This window comes from Pseudomonas sp. R5(2019) (assembly GCF_009905435.1).
Lineage (GTDB): Bacteria > Pseudomonadota > Gammaproteobacteria > Pseudomonadales > Pseudomonadaceae > Aquipseudomonas.
Genome location: NZ_JAAAMT010000009.1, coordinates 1 through 16,702, shown reverse-complemented (window position 1 = coordinate 16,702; position 16,702 = coordinate 1). Strand labels below are relative to the sequence as shown.

Annotated in this window: 15 protein-coding genes and 1 rRNA gene; 7 read left to right on the top strand and 9 right to left on the bottom strand. The window is 60.0% G+C overall.

Going from position 1 to position 16,702, the window contains the following annotated elements:
• Positions 1-3: 3 nt before the first annotated feature.
• Genes GUY40_RS08125 through GUY40_RS08115 form a run of 3 tightly spaced genes read left to right on the top strand, consistent with a single transcriptional unit; the run spans position 4 to position 3,994 of the window.
• Complete coding sequence (locus GUY40_RS08125) at positions 4-1,299, top strand: exo-alpha-sialidase (protein ID WP_166568438.1); 1,296 nt, start codon at positions 4-6, stop codon at positions 1,297-1,299.
• The gene (locus tag GUY40_RS08120; RefSeq protein WP_166568437.1) at positions 1,299-1,916 is read left to right on the top strand and encodes a hypothetical protein; all 618 of its coding nucleotides are present in this window, start codon (positions 1,299-1,301) and stop codon (positions 1,914-1,916) included. The genes GUY40_RS08125 and GUY40_RS08120 overlap by 1 nt, the downstream gene beginning before the upstream one ends.
• Positions 1,917-1,960: 44 nt before the next feature.
• Complete coding sequence (locus GUY40_RS08115) at positions 1,961-3,994, top strand: LTA synthase family protein (RefSeq protein WP_166568562.1); 2,034 nt, start codon at positions 1,961-1,963, stop codon at positions 3,992-3,994.
• A 164-nt stretch (positions 3,995-4,158) separates the two neighbouring features.
• Here GUY40_RS08115 and GUY40_RS08110 read toward each other — a convergent pair whose 3' ends face one another.
• From GUY40_RS08110 to can, 3 genes are all read right to left on the bottom strand, one after another.
• Positions 4,159-4,776 carry a D-Ala-D-Ala carboxypeptidase family metallohydrolase gene (locus GUY40_RS08110; protein ID WP_178117738.1) on the bottom strand — a complete coding sequence of 206 codons (618 nt, stop codon included), beginning with the start codon at positions 4,774-4,776 and terminating at the stop codon, positions 4,159-4,161.
• A gap of 73 nt (positions 4,777-4,849) precedes the next feature.
• A complete protein-coding gene (sodC, locus tag GUY40_RS08105) occupies positions 4,850-5,371 on the bottom strand; it encodes a superoxide dismutase family protein (protein WP_166568435.1) in 522 nt (173 codons plus the stop codon).
• 90 nt (positions 5,372-5,461) lie between these two features.
• Positions 5,462-6,100 (bottom strand): carbonate dehydratase, encoded by a 639-nt coding sequence (gene can, locus GUY40_RS08100; RefSeq protein WP_166568434.1) that lies wholly within the window; start codon positions 6,098-6,100, stop codon positions 5,462-5,464.
• Positions 6,101-6,235: 135 nt separating this feature from the next.
• On the opposite strand from can, the gene GUY40_RS08095 reads away from it, so the two are divergent.
• Positions 6,236-6,646 carry a serine kinase/phosphatase gene (locus GUY40_RS08095; RefSeq protein WP_166568433.1) on the top strand — a complete coding sequence of 137 codons (411 nt, stop codon included), beginning with the start codon at positions 6,236-6,238 and terminating at the stop codon, positions 6,644-6,646.
• Positions 6,647-6,651: 5 nt separating this feature from the next.
• Here the strand turns inward: GUY40_RS08095 and rimI are convergent, their stop codons facing one another.
• Positions 6,652-7,104: a ribosomal protein S18-alanine N-acetyltransferase gene (rimI, locus tag GUY40_RS08090; RefSeq protein WP_166568432.1), complete on the bottom strand. Its 453-nt coding sequence runs from the start codon at positions 7,102-7,104 to the stop codon at positions 6,652-6,654.
• Entirely contained in the window at positions 7,097-7,873 is a 777-nt protein-coding gene (locus tag GUY40_RS08085; RefSeq protein WP_166568431.1) for an energy transducer TonB, read from the bottom strand. Before GUY40_RS08085 ends, rimI begins: the two co-directional genes overlap by 8 nt.
• 178 nt (positions 7,874-8,051) lie before the next feature.
• On the opposite strand from GUY40_RS08085, the gene mksB reads away from it, so the two are divergent.
• From mksB to mksF, 3 genes are read left to right on the top strand one after another with little or no spacing between them, the layout of a single operon-like run.
• Positions 8,052-9,329 (top strand): Mks condensin complex protein MksB, encoded by a 1,278-nt coding sequence (gene mksB / locus GUY40_RS08080; protein ID WP_166568430.1) that lies wholly within the window; start codon positions 8,052-8,054, stop codon positions 9,327-9,329.
• Entirely contained in the window at positions 9,319-10,026 is a 708-nt protein-coding gene (gene mksE / locus GUY40_RS08075; RefSeq protein WP_166568429.1) for an Mks condensin complex protein MksE, read from the top strand. The genes mksB and mksE overlap by 11 nt, the downstream gene beginning before the upstream one ends.
• Positions 10,023-12,857: an Mks condensin complex protein MksF gene (gene mksF, locus GUY40_RS08070; RefSeq protein WP_166568428.1), complete on the top strand. Its 2,835-nt coding sequence runs from the start codon at positions 10,023-10,025 to the stop codon at positions 12,855-12,857. Before mksE ends, mksF begins: the two co-directional genes overlap by 4 nt.
• Before the next feature lie 41 nt (positions 12,858-12,898).
• Here mksF and GUY40_RS08065 read toward each other — a convergent pair whose 3' ends face one another.
• From GUY40_RS08065 to rrf, 4 genes are all read right to left on the bottom strand, one after another.
• On the bottom strand, positions 12,899-15,199 hold the full coding sequence (locus GUY40_RS08065) for a PqiB family protein (RefSeq protein ID WP_166568427.1): 2,301 nt from the start codon (positions 15,197-15,199) through the stop codon (positions 12,899-12,901).
• Positions 15,192-15,815: a paraquat-inducible protein A gene (locus GUY40_RS08060; RefSeq protein ID WP_166568426.1), complete on the bottom strand. Its 624-nt coding sequence runs from the start codon at positions 15,813-15,815 to the stop codon at positions 15,192-15,194. Before GUY40_RS08060 ends, GUY40_RS08065 begins: the two co-directional genes overlap by 8 nt.
• Complete coding sequence (locus GUY40_RS08055; RefSeq protein WP_166568425.1) at positions 15,802-16,461, bottom strand: paraquat-inducible protein A; 660 nt, start codon at positions 16,459-16,461, stop codon at positions 15,802-15,804. The genes GUY40_RS08060 and GUY40_RS08055 overlap by 14 nt, the downstream gene beginning before the upstream one ends.
• A 123-nt stretch (positions 16,462-16,584) precedes the next feature.
• Positions 16,585-16,700 (bottom strand): 5S ribosomal RNA (rrf, locus tag GUY40_RS08050).
• Positions 16,701-16,702 lie beyond the last annotated feature (2 nt).

Sequence of the window (16,702 nt, the reverse complement as noted above, 5' to 3'; positions counted from 1 at the left end):
TTTATGCACCCCCTTTCTTTTCGCCTGATCTTCATTACCAGCAGTTTGCTGCTGACTATCATTTTCTTTGCAGCGTGGCGCAGCCATCCCGGACATGTAGTGTCGGATTTCGCCCAGACCAGCCCGTCGAACCCGGCCCCGACGCAGAAGCCCGCAGCGCTGTACACCAGTCGTTTCGTGTCGTCACACCTGGATGATTTTGTTCACTCGTCTTCAGTCACCGCATTGCCCGGTGGCAACTTGATGGCGGTGTGGTTTGCCGGCTCCCGTGAGGGCGCGGCAGACGTTCAGGTGCGTGCTTCACGCTTTGACGCCAACAGTGGTGAGTGGGGGGCGGAGCAGGTGCTGGCCACGCGGGAGTCGACCCGCACCGGCACACTCAAGCACATTCGTAAACTGGGTAACCCGGTGATCGCCATGGCGCCGGACAATCGCCTGTGGCTGTTCTATGTTTCGGTGTCGGTCGGCGGCTGGGCCGGCAGCGCCATCAACGCCATGGTCTCTGATGATCTTGGCCGCAGTTGGTCGCCACCCCGACAACTGATCACCTCGCCGTTCTTCAATATCAGCACGCTGGTGCGCGCCGCGCCGGTGTTTCATGCCGACGGCTCGATCGGGTTACCGATCTATCACGAGTTCCTCGGCAAGTTCGCCGAGTACCTGTATCTGAGCGCTGACGGAGAGGTGATCAACAAGTTTCGTATCAGCCGCGGCACAAACGCCTTGCAGCCGACCATCGTCCCTCAGGATGAGCGCCGTGCCGTGGCAATGCTGCGTTATGCCGGCGACACCCATCATCGCGTGCTCGCCAGCCGTACCGAAGATGCCGGGCAGACCTGGTCCGAACCCTATCCACTGGAGCCGGCCAATCCCAACTCATCACTGGCGGCGGTCGGTACTCCCGACGACGGTTTGCTGGTGGCGCTCAACGATCTGCGGGATGGTCGCTTCAAATTGAGCCTGTATGGCACGGACCCGGGGCTCGCCGATTGGCGCAACCTGGCCGAACTGGATCAGTCTCCCGATCCCTTGGGCAAAGCGTTCTCGCCGGACGCCTACAAGGAAATCATCGCTGAAGGCTTTCGTGCCTCCAGCGGTGCCCGGCGCTTGCCGCTTGAGCAGCGTTTCCTGAGCAATCTGGATTACCGGGTGTGCAAACCCACAGGCTGTGAATTCGAGTACGAATACCCGTATTTCAGCCGCAGTCCAGACGGCATGTATCACTTGGTCTACTCGTGGAACAACACATTCATCAAACATGTCAGCTTCAATGATGCCTGGCTGGCGGAGCGCCTCTGATGCTACCTCTCTGGCAAGCCCACTTGAGTTTCACCCTGGTGATTTTTGTAATGCTGGGTTCGTTTAATTTCACCGCGCCCTGGCGTCCGTGGCTGTTGCCGGCGCTGGCGCTGGTCAGCTTCATTCCCGTCGATGGTCTGTCACTCGCCGCTTATGTGCGCAGCTACACCGATGATCTGGCGATCAGCACCCTGGTGTTTTTGGGTTGGGCTTGTCTGTTGCGCCTGGGCGTGGTCCAGCCGTTGAAACGTGCGCACCGAAGCCAGGTGCTCCTGATGTTTGGTGTGTTCGGGCTGATTCTGTATCCCGCCACGCTGGGCCTGACCTATTTCGATCCTTATCGCTGGGGCTTCAATCCGCGTCCGATGATCGTGCTTGCAGGGCTGGCAGCATTGTCGCTGCTGTGGCTGCGCAACGCCTTGGGCGTATGGATGCTGGCGGCCGGCACGCTGGCATTCACGCTGGGGCTAAAGGCTTCGGGAAACTACTGGGACTATTTGATCGACCCGTTGTTGGCGGGGTACTGCGTAGTGGCTGGCTCAAAGCTTTTGGCGGGCGGTTTCTGGCGCAGGACTCGTCCCGTGCACGTTGTCCCGAACCCTTCCCTGAACGGCTGATTGACTCATCCGCCGATGAATGAATAACAACGCAGAGGTAAATGATGGGGTGGTTGCAATCACGACGGCTGCGCTATGGCGCGGGTGCCATAGGTTTGATGTTCTTGCTGTTTGCCATGCTCAGGCTGGTGTTTGTGCTGGGGTTTTCCGGGATCGATGTCCGGGCTGTTGCGGACAATCCGCAATGGCTTGAGACGTTGGGCATCGGCCTGCGTTTCGACCTGCGCCTGGCGGTGTTGCTGGTGCTGCCGCTGGCCTTGCTGGCCTGGTTGCCGCGCTGGAACCTGATCCGTACGCCTGCGCTGCGCTGGGCGGCCAGGGTTTATCTGCTGCTGGCACTGGCCGTTGTCGGGCTGGTGTATATCGTCGATTTCGGTCACTACGCCTACCTCGGTGTGAGGATCAACGCGACGGTGCTGCGTTATCTGGAAGATGCACAGATTTCCGGGGAGATGGTCTGGCAGACTTACCCCGTATTGTGGATCACCTCGGGTTGGCTGGCGGTGGTTGCTCTGTCGTTCTATGGCCTTGTTCGTCTGGAACGCCTGACCCTTGCTCGTGAGCCGTCAGTGATTCGCCGCACATCGATCGCATTCGGGGCGGGGCTGGGAGTGGTCGCGGTGCTGCTGGCGCTGTTGGGGCGGGTGGAGAACCTCAATCTGCAAAACCCGGTGCCGCTGCGCTGGAGCGATGCGTTTTTCTCCGGCAACAGCCAGATCGCCGCGTTGGGGCTCAATCCGGTTATTTTTCTCTACGACACGCTCAAGGCCGGACAGTCGCAATTCGACGAAGCGCAGGTGCGGCAGCATTACCCGGCTGTCGCTCGATACCTCGGTGTGGAGCAACCGGACCCGCAAACGCTGACCTTCGAACGCCGACAAACAGTGCAGCCTTATAAAGTGGCAGGCGAGCGCGCGCCGAATGTCATCTTTGTGATGCTCGAGTCGTTAGGCACCAGCGCAGTGGGTGCCTACGGCAATCCGTTGAACCCGACGCCGAACATTGATCGTCTGGCGGGTCAGAGCTGGTTTTTCAAACACTTCTACGTACCAGTAACCGGCACCGCAAAGACCGTATGGGCCAGCATCACCGGGGTGCCCGACGTCACCCGGCAGGAGACGGCAACGCGTCATCCGATGATCACCCGCCAGCACACCTTGATCAATTCGTTCACTGACTATCACAAGCTCTACATGATTGGCGGCAACGCCGGTTGGGCCAATATCAACGCATTGATCCAGCAAAGTATCGACGGCGTGCGACTCTATGACGAAAGCGACTGGCGCTCGACGCCGGTCGATGTGTGGGGCATCTCGGACCTGGACCTGTTCAAGGAGAGCGACCGGATCATTCGCAATCTGCCCAAGGACCAGCCGTTCTTTGCCTACGTGCAAACCGCAGGCAACCACCGTCCGTTCACCATTCCCAAGGACAATGACGGCTTTGAGGTCAGCAACCTGACAGTGGAGCAGGTGCAGGCGGCCGGGTCGCGCAGTGTCGAGCAATACAACGCCGTGCGCCTGCTGGATTTCAATATCGGTCGACTGATGGAAATTGCGAAAGAGGGCGGTTATTACGACAACACGATCTTCGTGTTCTTTGGCGACCACAACACCCGCATCAGCCAGATTCCCCATATGGCGCCGGCCTTCGAGCAGTTGGGGCTGGAAAGCAACAACGTACCGCTGCTGATTCACGCGCCCGGTTTGTTGCAGCCCAAGGTGATCGACGACGCTGTTGGGCTGGCGGATCTGTTGCCAACGGTGGCGGGCATGGCCGGCATGTCATTCACCAATGGCGCGATGGGTCGCGATATCCAGCAGCCGGCCCCGGAGGGCGAGCGTGTCGTACCGCTGGTGCTGCGTGAAGGCACTTTTCCGCTGATCGGTGGCGTGACTCGGCATCACCTGCTGCAAATGGAACATGATGGCAGTTCGCCAACCTTACACGACTTGACGTCCAGCACGCCGACGGAGAATGTTGCCGAGCAGAATCCGCAGGAGTTCAAGCGCCTGGTGGAGCTGACGCGGGGCCTGCATGAGAGTTCGCGCTTGATGCTGTACCGCAACGTCCAATGAACATTACTAACGGTTTGAGCCGTATGCGGTGAAAATCGCACGTACGGGTTCAAATGACTGTGTACCACCCAGTACATGCTCAGTGATATCTTCGATTTCATTGAGCATACGGAAAGCCCGCCTAGTGCGGGCTTGCTTGTTTCTGGCGTTTGACTTTCACCCTTTCAGCGAGGTGCCCCACGCACTTCGCCAGCCCCCTCTAACACTCCCGGAGCCAGGCAGAACGAAGTTTTCGAGCTGAGGTCATCCCCCCAGGTTCGGTAGCCGGCGGTATCGATATGAATACGGCCGCTGGCGTAACGGCTCACGCCCATTTTCCACGGTTTGCCTTGCTTGGCCCAAAAGGTACACAGCGGGGTTGCGACGTCCTGATGATCCGGCAACTGAATATCGACCGCAAAGGCTCGCAGGTGGGCACTGTTACCGGCGCCACTGGCACAACGGTTCAAGGCGGGGTCGCGGTAGGCGGAGACCACTTCGAATTCTCCGAGAATTTGCTCGGCTCGCAAGGCCTGCAACAGCTTGAGGGTGGACAGCACCGACGGCCAGAGCGGCTCGGGGGGCGTTGCAAAAGGCTCGGCATTGCAGGTTTGCCAGTCACTGGCACTGCGCAGTAACTGGAAGAGTGGAACAACGTTATCAACCGCGTTGGCGCGCAAGAAGCGAATGAACGCCTGGGTATCGTGGGCGCGGGCCCATTGCTCGAACATTGCCGGGTCGCGCTCATCAGCGACCGCCACTGTCCCCACAAGAAGCAGCGCTGCGATCAATGCTGGCTTCAACCTGTTCAAGATCGCTCCCGGCTCCATAAAAAAGGGCTGCCCTTTCAGGCAACCCCTTTTTAACACGAAGCGCTCAGATCACCCCACAGGCCATCCGCGCGCCGCCACCGCCCAGCGGCTGCGGCATGTCCGAATGGTTATCACCTCCGGCATGGATCATCAACGCGCGGCCTTCGACCTCGGTCAGCTTCTTCAGCCGTGGCGCCAGCACCGGGTTGTCGGCACTGCCATCGGCATTCACATACAACGCCGACAAATCGCCAAGATGGCCGCTGGCATAGGGGCCCAGGTGCTTGCCGGTCTTGGCCGGGTCAAAGTGCCCACCCGCGGCAGCGGCGGCGACTTTCTTGCCATCGACCACCGCTGCGTCGCAGCTGCCGTTCTGATGCACATGGAATCCATGAATCCCGGCGCCCAGCGACGTCAGCTGCGGGGCAAACAGCAGCCCATGTTCAGTCTCGGTCACAGTGACCTTGCCAATCGGCTGTGGCGGGCCATCGGCGCTGACCAGGTGGATGGCCACGTCCTTCGACGCGGCTTGGGCGCCAGCAGCACAGAACAACGCCAGAAATGCCAGGGATCGATACCGTTTCATTACGCCTCCAACTACATCCAAGTAAGAAGCGAGCAGTCTAAATCAGACCTTTGCGGCGTATCGTCCCTCACACATCCAGACACGATCTCACTAATCGAGCGGTCGCAGGCGATATTGCGGCGGCAGTTGCTCAAATCCACTGATCGTCGTGTTCAGGCTCTTCCAGCGGCCGTCCTTGATGCCGTAGATGCAGCCGTGAATCGACAGGCTCTGGCCGCGATGCCAGGCGTTCTGGACGATGCTGGTATGGCCGACGTTGGCCACCTGCTGGATCACGTTCAGCTCGCACAAGCGGTCGACCCGCTCCTCTTCGGTTGGCAATTGCGCCAGCACCTCGCGGTTTTCGTAGTACAGATCGCGAATCGACCGCAGCCAGCCATCGATCAGGCCCAGCTGGCGGTCCTGCATGGAGGCGCGCACACCACCGCAGCCATAGTGGCCGGTAACAAGGATGTGTTTGACCTTCAGCACATCGACTGCGTACTGAATCACCGACAGGCAGTTCAAATCGGTGTGAAGCACCACGTTGGCCACGTTACGGTGAACAAACAGGTCGCCTGGCAGCATGCCGACGATTTCGTTGGCCGGTACCCGCGCATCGGAACAGCCGATCCAGAGAAACTCCGGCGTCTGCTGGCGAGCCAGTTTGGCGAAGAAGTCCGGATCTTCCTGTTTGATCGCATCGGCCCAGCGTGCATTGTTATCAATCAGTTCCTGTAGGTCGTGCATATTCAAGCCTCATCAAGGATGCGCAAATTGGACAGGCGCCAGGCGCCCGAGGTCACGCCGCTGGGGCATGAGCTTTGAATCTTCATCGCGGTGGAGGGTCTTCTCTATATAGCCCTACTGTTACAAGGAACTGTCATGACCCAAGCACATCGCCCACCGCATTCACCCGAGCCCGCCCCGATCGACGACACCGAAGATCGCATGGGTTCGATCCGCGAGCTGGATTTCGACACTGAAGAACCCAGTGGTCGGATCGGCGATCTCATCCCTGAGAACGAGCTTCAACAGACTATACCGCCGGAGCGCGTCCGCGAAGCGGGCATGACCGGTGCCTCGACAGCGGACCATGAGCCCACCGATGACGACATGAGCCCGGAAACCCTGATCGACGAAGATGGCGCGCTTTCAGCGACCGAGGAAGGCTTTGGCGGCCCCGCCGACCAGGAGCTCAGCGTGGTCGATGCCAATGAGATCGGTGGCGGCCGTGGCCTGGACGAAGCGGAACTGGCGCGACAGGACCCGCTGGACGGCAAACCGGAGCGCTGAGCCGCTCAGTCGACCAAGGTGCAGGCCATCACCAGCGCATCCTCGCGCCCGCCTACCGCCGGGTAGTAATCCCGGCGGCGGCCGATTTCGTTGAAGCCATAACGCTCGTACAAACGGTACGCCGGGCCGTTGCTGGCGCGCACTTCGAGGAAGCACTCGCGGGCATCCATCTCGTAGGCGCGCCTCATCAATTGCTCGAGCAACTTCAAACCCAGGCCGCGGCCCTGGCTTTCCGGCTTGACGGTGATATTGAGCAGGTGCGCTTCGTCGATGATGACGTTAACCACGCCGTGCCCGACCTGCTGCTCGCCTTCGAACATCAGCCAGATCTCGTAGGACTTGAGCGCGTCCAGAAAGATGCCGCGTGTCCAGGGGTGGCTGAAGGCGGCGTATTCAATCTTCAATACAGCGTCCAGATCGGCTTCGGTCATCGCACGAAAGGTTACAGCGTCACTCATCAGTCGTTTTCCAGCGCGTCATCAGCCGACGCATGGCTTTCCAGACGTCCGCCTTGCGCAGCGGCTCGTCCATCAGTAATTCAAGGCCGGGCAATGTCCAGGCAAACCCCAGGCCCTCGACCGACAGTTCCTGGTTAAAGGCATCGGCCTGGGCCTCGCCAGCAAAGCGGATCGCCGGACCACCGATCAACCACAGGCAGCTGCAAGGCGCTTCTTCGCGCCTGGCCTGGACAAAGCCCTGGACAAAATCCCGGGCTGCTTCCGGGCCCTGGTCCAGATTGCCGCGCACCAGCAGCGGCCAGCGCACCGGCTCACCGACTATCTGTGGGCTGTCTGGCAGGCCAGCGGCGCGCAGCATGTCCTTGAGCAACAAATACGAGGGGTCGCGACTCTGGAAGGGCTCGCCGGTGGCCAGTTCAACCAGCAACAGGCACGGCCCGGAGCGCAGCAGTTGCAGGGCAAATCGGGGTGGCGGCACCTGCACTTTGGCGGGAGGCGCTGCAACGTCCGACTCGGCAGCGGACTTGGCTACCGCCTTGGGCGCCGTCGACGGGCGTGGCACTTCGATTTTCGGCCGTTCGGCACGTGCCACTGGGGCGGCAACCGGCGCGGCGTGCGCTGCGACCGGCTCAACCTCGGGCTCGGGCGGCGCCACCGGCAGCAAAAGGTCCGCACGGGAAGGCGCCGCGAACGGCAACTCGGCGCGCGGCAGCCAGTGCACCACTTGCATGGCATTCAAATAAGCGCGGCGGCGGGACTCGATCAGCAAGGGTCAGCCATCTGTGGATAAGTTAAGCCGGCAATTCTACCGTTGTTCGTCCACCGATGGAGCAGTAGATCGATCGAAATGCCGGTTGTAACACCTCGGGGCGATCAGGGGTGAATCGCGAATCGTGTGATGCAGTACAATCGTCCCCTTTTTAGCTGGCAACGAGGTCGGCCATCCAATGATCGAACCCAAGCGCGTCCTGCGCGCCCTCGCCGAACACTGGGCATTGCTTGAGCCTTTGTGCGAACGCTTCGACCAAGGCACCCTGAGCCTGAGCGAGTTGCGCCTGCAATTGGCCGCCCAACAGGTGGACAGTACCCCTCAGGAAATCACCAGCCTGCTGGATGTGTGGATACGCCTGGATATCCTGGTCCCGGTCGCCAAGAGCCCGAACCGTTTCGAGCTCAACGCCCAGATCCACGACTTCCTCGCGTACTTGCGCCGCGAGCACCGGCTGGGGCTGTGCCTTGAGATCGAAGCCTACCTGCGCCACCTCGAACGCCTGGCCGGGCACATTCAGGACGCCTTCGACATCCGCGATGGCAATGACCTCGCCCGCCAGCTGCGCCTGCTCGACATGCGCGTACGCGATGTGCTGAAAAAACTCGATAACGATGAGCAAGCGCTGGTTGCAGTGGCGGAGCGGGCCAAGACCAGCGACCGTCAGATCCCCCTGCGCCAGCGTTACGCCGAAGTGCTGGCGACCTGGGACGAATACGTCGAACCCATGATCCAGCTGGTCAACGCCGATGGCGCCTTCGAACAGGGCGTGCGCAAGGTCGAGAACGTGTTGCTGCGCCTGTTGAGCGAGCAGCAGCGCCTCGGCCACCTGGTCGACGACGACATGTTATTGCGCACCCATGCGCGGATTCTGGAAATGCAGACCAGCGCGCAATTGACCCTGCGTCATGCCCGCGAGCTGCTGCTGCCGCTGCGCGAGGAAGCCCGCCGCCACAATGCCGTGACCCGTGGCGCGGCGCTGGCGCTGTCGTTGATCCGGCGCAAGGGCATCGACGCGTTGCCCCATGCGGCGATGCCGCTGTTCACGCGACCACAGAGCACGTTTTTGGGCAGCGCCAGCCAGGTCGAGGCCTATGTTTATGCCCTCGCCCGCTTCGAGCCCAAGCCGGCGCAGTTCCCCAAGGCCCACAAGACTCAAAAGGACGACGCCAAGCGTGCGCCGCGCACGGTTCGAGAAATGCTCGACCGCTGCGAAAACGCCCTGCCAATGCCGGACCTGATGGCCTGGCTGTTGGAACAGGAGCCCGATGGCGCAACCGACGAATTGCTCTACTGGTTCTCGCGCCTGTCGCGCGAGAAACGCTTCGGTCGTGAGCGACTGGAACGCCGCGATTACCACACGCACGAGCATCAGGTCAGCCTGCGCTCCTTCGCCCTGCATGCCAGTCGGACCGAGCCGCTGGAATCTTCTGCGAGCACCCCTCATGCATCTTGATCTTTCCGAACTGTCCCATCTGGCGCCGATCTTCCGCGAGCTATTCAAGGGTTTCCACATCAGCCGCCGCGACCCGGAGCTTTACGCGCAACTGTCGAATTTTCAGGACCAGTACCGCGGCCTGTTCAAGGCCCTGGGTTTTGAACTGGTCTGCGATACCCGTGGCTTCTACTACTTCGTTCCGGAGCTGGCTGCCGCTCAAGTCAACAAGACTGCCCAGCGCCTGTCGTTGTTCACCTTCATTCTGGTCGAGCACCTGGCCGACCAGGGTCGCGACCCGATGGCCGTGCTCGACGGCGGCAGCATTGGCCGTGACGAGCTGCCATCGCTGCTGGAAAAGTACCGTGACCTGTTCCTCCAGGCTGAAGTCCAGACCCAGGACGAGCTCGAAGAAAAGATCATGCGGCGCATGACCCAACTGGGCTTCGCCAGCGAAGAAAACGGTATCTACCGCTTTCTGCCACCCATGCACCGTTTCCTCGACGTCTGCCTTTCGGTCCAGCAGGACCGCGACCTGGCCGCCAGCCTGCACAGCACTCTGCCGCTGCCCACCCCCGTGCTGGTCGAAGAGACGGACGACAAGCTGCTTGAAACCAACGACCCGCTCGACTTGAGCCCGTTCAATGCCGATGAAGAAACCGAAGAACAAGCGCTGGCCAGGGCCATGGCACTCGAGCAACAGGAGATGAACGCATGAGCCAGGAACGCTACGGAATCAGCCGCTTCGCCTTGCTCAACACGGCCGGCTACAGCCTGGGTCTGTTTCCCCTTGAGCACCCGCTGTCGGTATACGGTGCCAACAACCTGGGCAAGAGCGCCTCGATCAACGCCCTGCAGTTTCCGATTCTGGCGCGCATGTCGGACATGAGCTTCGGCAAATACAGCCTGGAACAATCGCGCCGCTTCTACTTCGCCAGTGACACCAGCTATATCCTCTGCGAAGTCTCGCTGCCTCACGGCCCGCATGTGATCGGCGTGGTCGGGCGTGGTCCGGGTGGCGGTTTCGGCCACCAGTTCTTCGCCTATGCCGGCGAACTGGACCTGGCCCACTACCAGAAAAACGACACCTGCCTGCGCCAGAAAGAATTGTTCACCAACCTGGAACGCAATGGCCTCAAAGCCTACGAATTGAAACCCGATGAGCTGCGTCGCCTGCTGGTGGGCGGGCACACCTCGGTACCACTGGATCTGACCCTGATTCCGCTGCGCTCCACCAGTGAGCAAAGCCTGAAAACCTTCCGGGCCCTGTTCATCAACCTGCTGCACATGCGTGAAATCACCGCCGCCAAGCTCAAGCAGCTGTTCCTCGATGCCTTCGAGCACAGCTTGCGCTCGGGCAGCGTGGACTACATCGCCGCGTGCGAAGAAGCCTTCCGCGATGTACGTCGAATGGAGCAGGACTACAATTCGCTGGTGTCTGCCGGCCCGTTGGTCGAAGCCCTGGCAAACGGTGTCCGGCAGCGCGATGTACTGCGCGGCAAGCTGCACCGCCTCTCGCCGCTGCTCGACTCGCTGCTTGGCACCTGGCAAGACTACTCGATGGCGCGCAAGGAAGAGCTGGTCATCCAGGCCGAGCACTACCGCAGCGAGCAGGACATGCTGCAAAACGATCAACGCGGCGGCACCCAGGAGCTGATGCGCCTGGAGCGGGAAATCAGCGGCATTCAGCGTTGGCTCGGCGAACTTTCGGTCCTCAAGCACCGCTTCGCCTTGATCGACGACGTCCGTGTGCTCGAGCAGCAACTGTTGGCGGCCAAGGACGCGCACGACGAGTTGGCCGGTGCCCTGGCGCAATCACGCCAGTTCAGCGCCGAAGACCTGGATGAGCGGCTGCGAGACCTGGAAAAACGCCTGAAATCGGTCAGGCTACAGCTTGAGCATGCCGACAACAACAGCTACGCCCGTCTGCGCGAAGAGTTTTCCCAGCAGGACGTGGAGCGGCTGATGCGCCTGTTCAACGGCGCGCTGTTCAGCTTGCCGCTTGGCGAGAACGGCATCGCCCTGAATGACGGCGACGCCTGGATCAAATCCCTTGAAGCAGTGCTGGATGGTTTCACTGGCGACCGTTTTGAGGTGCCAGGCCTGTCCATCGACCTGTCGCACATCGAACCACCCGCACTGCAGGCACTGGCCGACCGCGCCGCCTTGCGCGACCAGAAAGACCGCCTGGAAAAAGAGCTCAAGCAGCTCAAGACGCAACAAGCCGTCGCCGCCGACCGCGCTGCGAGCAAGACCCAGACCGAGGCCTTGTATCAACAGGTACTCGATGCCCAGAAGGCACTGGAAGACTTCCGCCGCAGCCAGACCCTGAGCGCCGAAGAAGGTGACAAGCTCGAGCAACTGGCGCAGCTTGAAGCGGCCCAGGATGAACTCAAGCGCTCCAGTGATGCGTTTACCGAGCGCGTCCAGCAACTGTCGGCCAAACTGCAGTTGGTTGGCCGACAAATCGCTGACCTGGAAGCCAAGCAGCGCACGCTGGACGATGCCCTGCGCCGTCGCCAGCTGCTGCCGGCAGACCTGCCGTTCGGCACGCCGTTCATGGAACCGGTCGATGACTCCATGGACAACCTCCTGCCGCTGCTCAACGACTACCAGGACAGCTGGCAAGGCCTGTTGCGCTGCGACGGCCAGATTGAAGCCCTGTACGCCCAGGTCCGGCTCAAGGGCGTTGCCAAGTTCGACAGCGAAGAGGACGTGGAACGTCGTCTGCAGCTGCTGATCAACGCGTATGCACATCGCCAGGACGAAGCCCTGACCCTGGGCAAGGCCCGTCGCGCGGCGGTCACCGATATCGCCCGGACCTTGCGCAATATCCGCAGCGACTACGACAGCCTCGAACACCAGCTCGCGCTGTTCAACCGCGAGATCAACAAGCGCCAGGTCTCCAACCTGCAGAGCTTCCGCATTGTGCTGGCACCGAACAAGGAAGCGCTCAAGCACATCGACCAGATTATTCACAGCGCCGGTCAATACGAAGAGGGCGAGACACTGTCCGTCTTCGACCTGAGCCAAAGCGCCGAGCAAGACAACAAGAACGAAGAAGCCAAGGAGTATCTGGCCCGTCTGGTGGCCGCCAACCATAACCAACTGGGCCTCAAGGAACTGTTCGAGCTGGCGTTCGAAATCACCAAGGTCAACGGCCAGCCGGTTATCCATACCGATATCGATGGCGCGGCCTCCAATGGCACTACCATGACCATCAAGGCGCTGACCAACATGTATTTGTTGCTGCACCTGATGGATCGCGACCTGGCCGGACGAATTCGGCTGCCGTACTACCTGGACGAAGCCGCCGACATCGACGAGCGCAACCAGACCGCACTGCTCGAAACCAGCCAGCAATTGGGCTTCGTGCCAATCCTGGCCAGTGTGAAACCGCAAGTTTCAGCGCGGGTTGCCATCGACCTGGAAGGCGGCAGCGGCCCTAACGGCATCTATATCGACGAGGCGGACTGGAAGATCATCCGTCGCCATGATGAACCGCAGCCAACAGTGGAAAGCGAAGAGAACGAAACGGAAACCGCCTGACGCTGAGGTATAAAAAGGCCGCGACGATCGCGGCCTTTTTATTACTTGCCGAGTGGAATCTTCGGCGCCCATTTCAGCCAGTCGTCCTCGGCCTGATCGAACAGGGCAAAGGTTTGTTCTGGTCGGGCCGGATTCCCCATGCTCTCCCCTTCCGGGGTCGCAAACGCGACGCCACCGGCGACGAGGGTTTCAACGGACTCGGTGCGCACCGTCACGCCTTTGAGCAGCCCCCAATCCACGCCAAAGCCGCTGGTGTTCCAGAAACGGCTGCCAGCGCGAACCAGCGGTGCATAGCGCGGCTCGATCAGGATACGGATCAACACCCGATCGCCTGTCTGCCCAAGCTCATAACCGGTGACCTTGCCCACCGTGACTTCGCGGTAGGTGACGGGTACACCCGGCTTTAGCGAACCACGACGCGGCGCACTCAATACCAGGCTTAACCCTACCTCACGCTCGGAAACTTCTGGCGCTTGCGGCAGCGCAACAAAATCGCGCTGAGGTCCCTTGCTCTTCACCGCTGGCCGAACCTCGATGTACTGCCCGGTCACCAGGGTGTCCAGATTGGCCGTTTTGAGAATCCCGAGCTCCGGCTTGACCACCCAGAACTGAGTGCCGGCCCGAGCGATACGGTCCGGGACTTCAGTGATTTGCGCCTTGAGCAATACAGTCTCCAGGTCATCGCTCAGGTCGACATCTTCAACCTTGCCCACGTCCAGCCCTTTGAAACGGATGGGAGTGCCCACCTTGAGGCCATCGGCATTGTCTACCCGAATGGTCACTGCAGTACCGACCCGGTTAGCCGCTTCATGGTTTTCATGCAGACGGAAACGTGGAATGCGCTTTTTCAATGGTGTGTTCGGATGTGGCGTTTCAAACGCGATGCCACCGGCCATCAGGCTCTGCAGCGACTCGCTCTTGACTTGAATCCCGGACAGGCCGCCGGTCAGGGTTATGCCACTGGCATTCCAGAAACGGGACGAGCCGTTGACCAGGTTGGCGTACTCCTTCTCGATATGAACCCCAATCACCAATTGCTTGCGGGTTCGTGAAAACTGATAGCTCTGCACAGTACCGACCTTGACCTGCTTGTACAGCACTGGGCTCCCCACTTCGAGGGAGCCGAGGCTGTCGCTGAACAACACCAGGTGCAGGCCTGGTGCGCGCAGGTCGAGTGGCGGAGCCTTGGGCCGAGCTTCAAACTCACGCAGCGGTGCACCGCCCTTGTCGCCGGGACGAATGGCGATGTAGTTACCTTTGACCAAAGCTTCCAGCCCGGTAATGCCCGCCAACGAGATCGACGGCTTCACAACCCAGAACTGGGTGCCTTCCACCAGGTAATCTTCCGCCAGTGGGTCGAGGGTCAATTCGGCCATTGCGCTGGAAAGATCCGAATCGACTTTCAGAGCCTTCAAGCTACCGACTTGAATGCCTTTGTACATCACCGGCGTACGGCCAGCCTGCAGACCCTCGAAATCACTCAACTTGACCTTGATTCGAATGCCTGCCTGCGCGGCGTCGAAGTCGTCATAGAGGCGGAACGGCAAGCTCGGATCTGTGGGTGGGCTGTCCGTACGATGCTCCGGCGTAGCGAAGGCAATGCCACCGGCGACGATACTGGCCAACGACTCACTGCGTACTTTCACACCGCTGAGCCCCGCATCAATACTGATGCCGCTGGCATTCCAGAAACGCGTGTGCTTGCGCACAAGATTGGCGTAGAGCGGCTCGATAAATGCTCTGATCTCAACTGTGTGCTGGTCTTCCGCCAATGCGTAGCTTTTGACTCGACCGACTTTGATCTGCTTGTAGAAGATCGGGCTGTCGCGGTTGAGCGAGCCCAGCCGATCAGCCTTGAGTATCAGATGAAGGCCCGGCTCTTTGTCCGACAAGGGCGGCGCTTCGGACAAGGCCGTGAATTTCTTGGTCGGCTCACCGTCGCCCGGGCTGACCGCAATGTAGTTACCGGAGACCAGTGTTTCCAGGCCAGTGATGCCGGCCAGGGTGACACTGGGCTTGACCAGCCAGAACCGCGTATTGGTACGAAGATGGGCGTCTGCCGCCTTGTTTATCTCGATCGTGGCGATCACACCTGTGTTGTCACCTTTATCGTCCAGGGCTAAGGCAACGACTTTACCGACCGACATGCCTTTGTAGACCACCTCGGTCTTGTTGGCCTGGATGCCTTCGCCGCTGATAAAGCGCACCTGAATCTCGATGCCCGACTGGTTGTAGGCACGCCAGCCGAGCCATCCACCGATGATCAGAGCAATTAATGGCAAGACCCAAATGGCCGACCAGTTCGATGCCGGGCGGGTTTTGGCGGTAGGCAAGTCACTCATGATCGTCATCCGACTCCGTGTTATCCCAGATCAGTCGGGGATCGAAAGTTACAGCAGCTAACATCGTCAGTATCACCACGCTGGCAAAGGCGACTGCGCCCAGATTGGCCTCGACGCTGGCGATGCGGCCAAAATTCACGATCGCCACGAGGATGGCGATCACGAAAATGTCCAGCATGGACCAACGCCCAATGAACTCAATAAATCGATACATCCAGATTCGTTGCCTCGCCGACAGCGGCTGATGGCGCTGGACCGAGTACAGCAGCAAGGCAATTCCCACCAGCTTGAACGTGGGCACCAGGATGCTGGCTACGAAAACGACCGCCGCAATGGGGTACATCCCGTGATGGATCAGGGTGATGACGCCGGACATGATCGTATCGGGGCTGCCTTGCCCCAGGGTGCTAACCGTCATGATCGGTAGCACATTGGCAGGAATGTAGAGAATCGCCGCTGTTATCAGCAATGCCCAGGTGCGAATAATGCTGTTGGGACGCCGCGCATGAACCATTGCACCACAACGGCTGCAGACCTGCCCATCGCTGTCAGGATCCGCCCGGTTAAGCTCATGGCACTCATGACAGATCAGAATGTTTGCATCAATCGCCCGCACGCGTGTCCTCCCCTGACAAAGCCACCCAAATCTGGTGGGGGGACATCACCACTTCCAGCCAGACCTGAACCAGCAACAGCCCGACGAAACAGGCCAGGCCCAATCCGAGGCTTATCTGCGCGAGGTCCGCCAGTTTTACCATTGCCACAAGCACCCCCATCAAATAGACCTCTAGCATGCCCCAATCACGTAGATGGTGATAAATGCGATAAAGCAGCAGCCCGTAGCTACGGCCCATGTTCAAGCGAATGGTCAGCAAAACGAGCAATTGGCACATCAGCTTGAGCAGCGGTATGGCCATGCTGCAGAGGAAGACTACAACAGCGATCTCTGGCATGCCGGTGTTGTACAACCCGAGCACTCCGGACCAGACCGTATCCTGCGAAGCCTGGCCCAGTAAATCGAGTTGCATGATGGGTAAAAAGTTCGCCGGTATGTACAACAACAGTGCCGCGAGCACTAATGCGAGGCTGCGATTCACCACATTGTGTCTGTGTGAGAAGAGCTCATAACCGCATCGCGGGCATATGGCCTTCTCATCGTGCGCAAGCGCGGGCCTGTGCATCAGCAGATCGCATTCGTGGCAAGCTACCAGCTTGTCTAGCGGTAGCTGGGCAAGCCGCTCGGGGTCGACAGGTTCAGGCATATTCAGCTTCTGAATCGAAAAGTGGGTCTATTCTAGTGTTCCAGCTCAAAAATAACCGGGGATTTTTCGCGAGCAAAAACAAAACCCCTACCTGCGTATGCAGATAGGGGTTTTGGAATTTAATCTTGACGATGACCTACTCTCACATGGGGAAACCCCACACTACCATCGGCGATGCATCGTTTCACTGCTGAGTTCGGGATGGGATCAGGTGGTTCCAATGCTCTATGGTCGTCAAGAA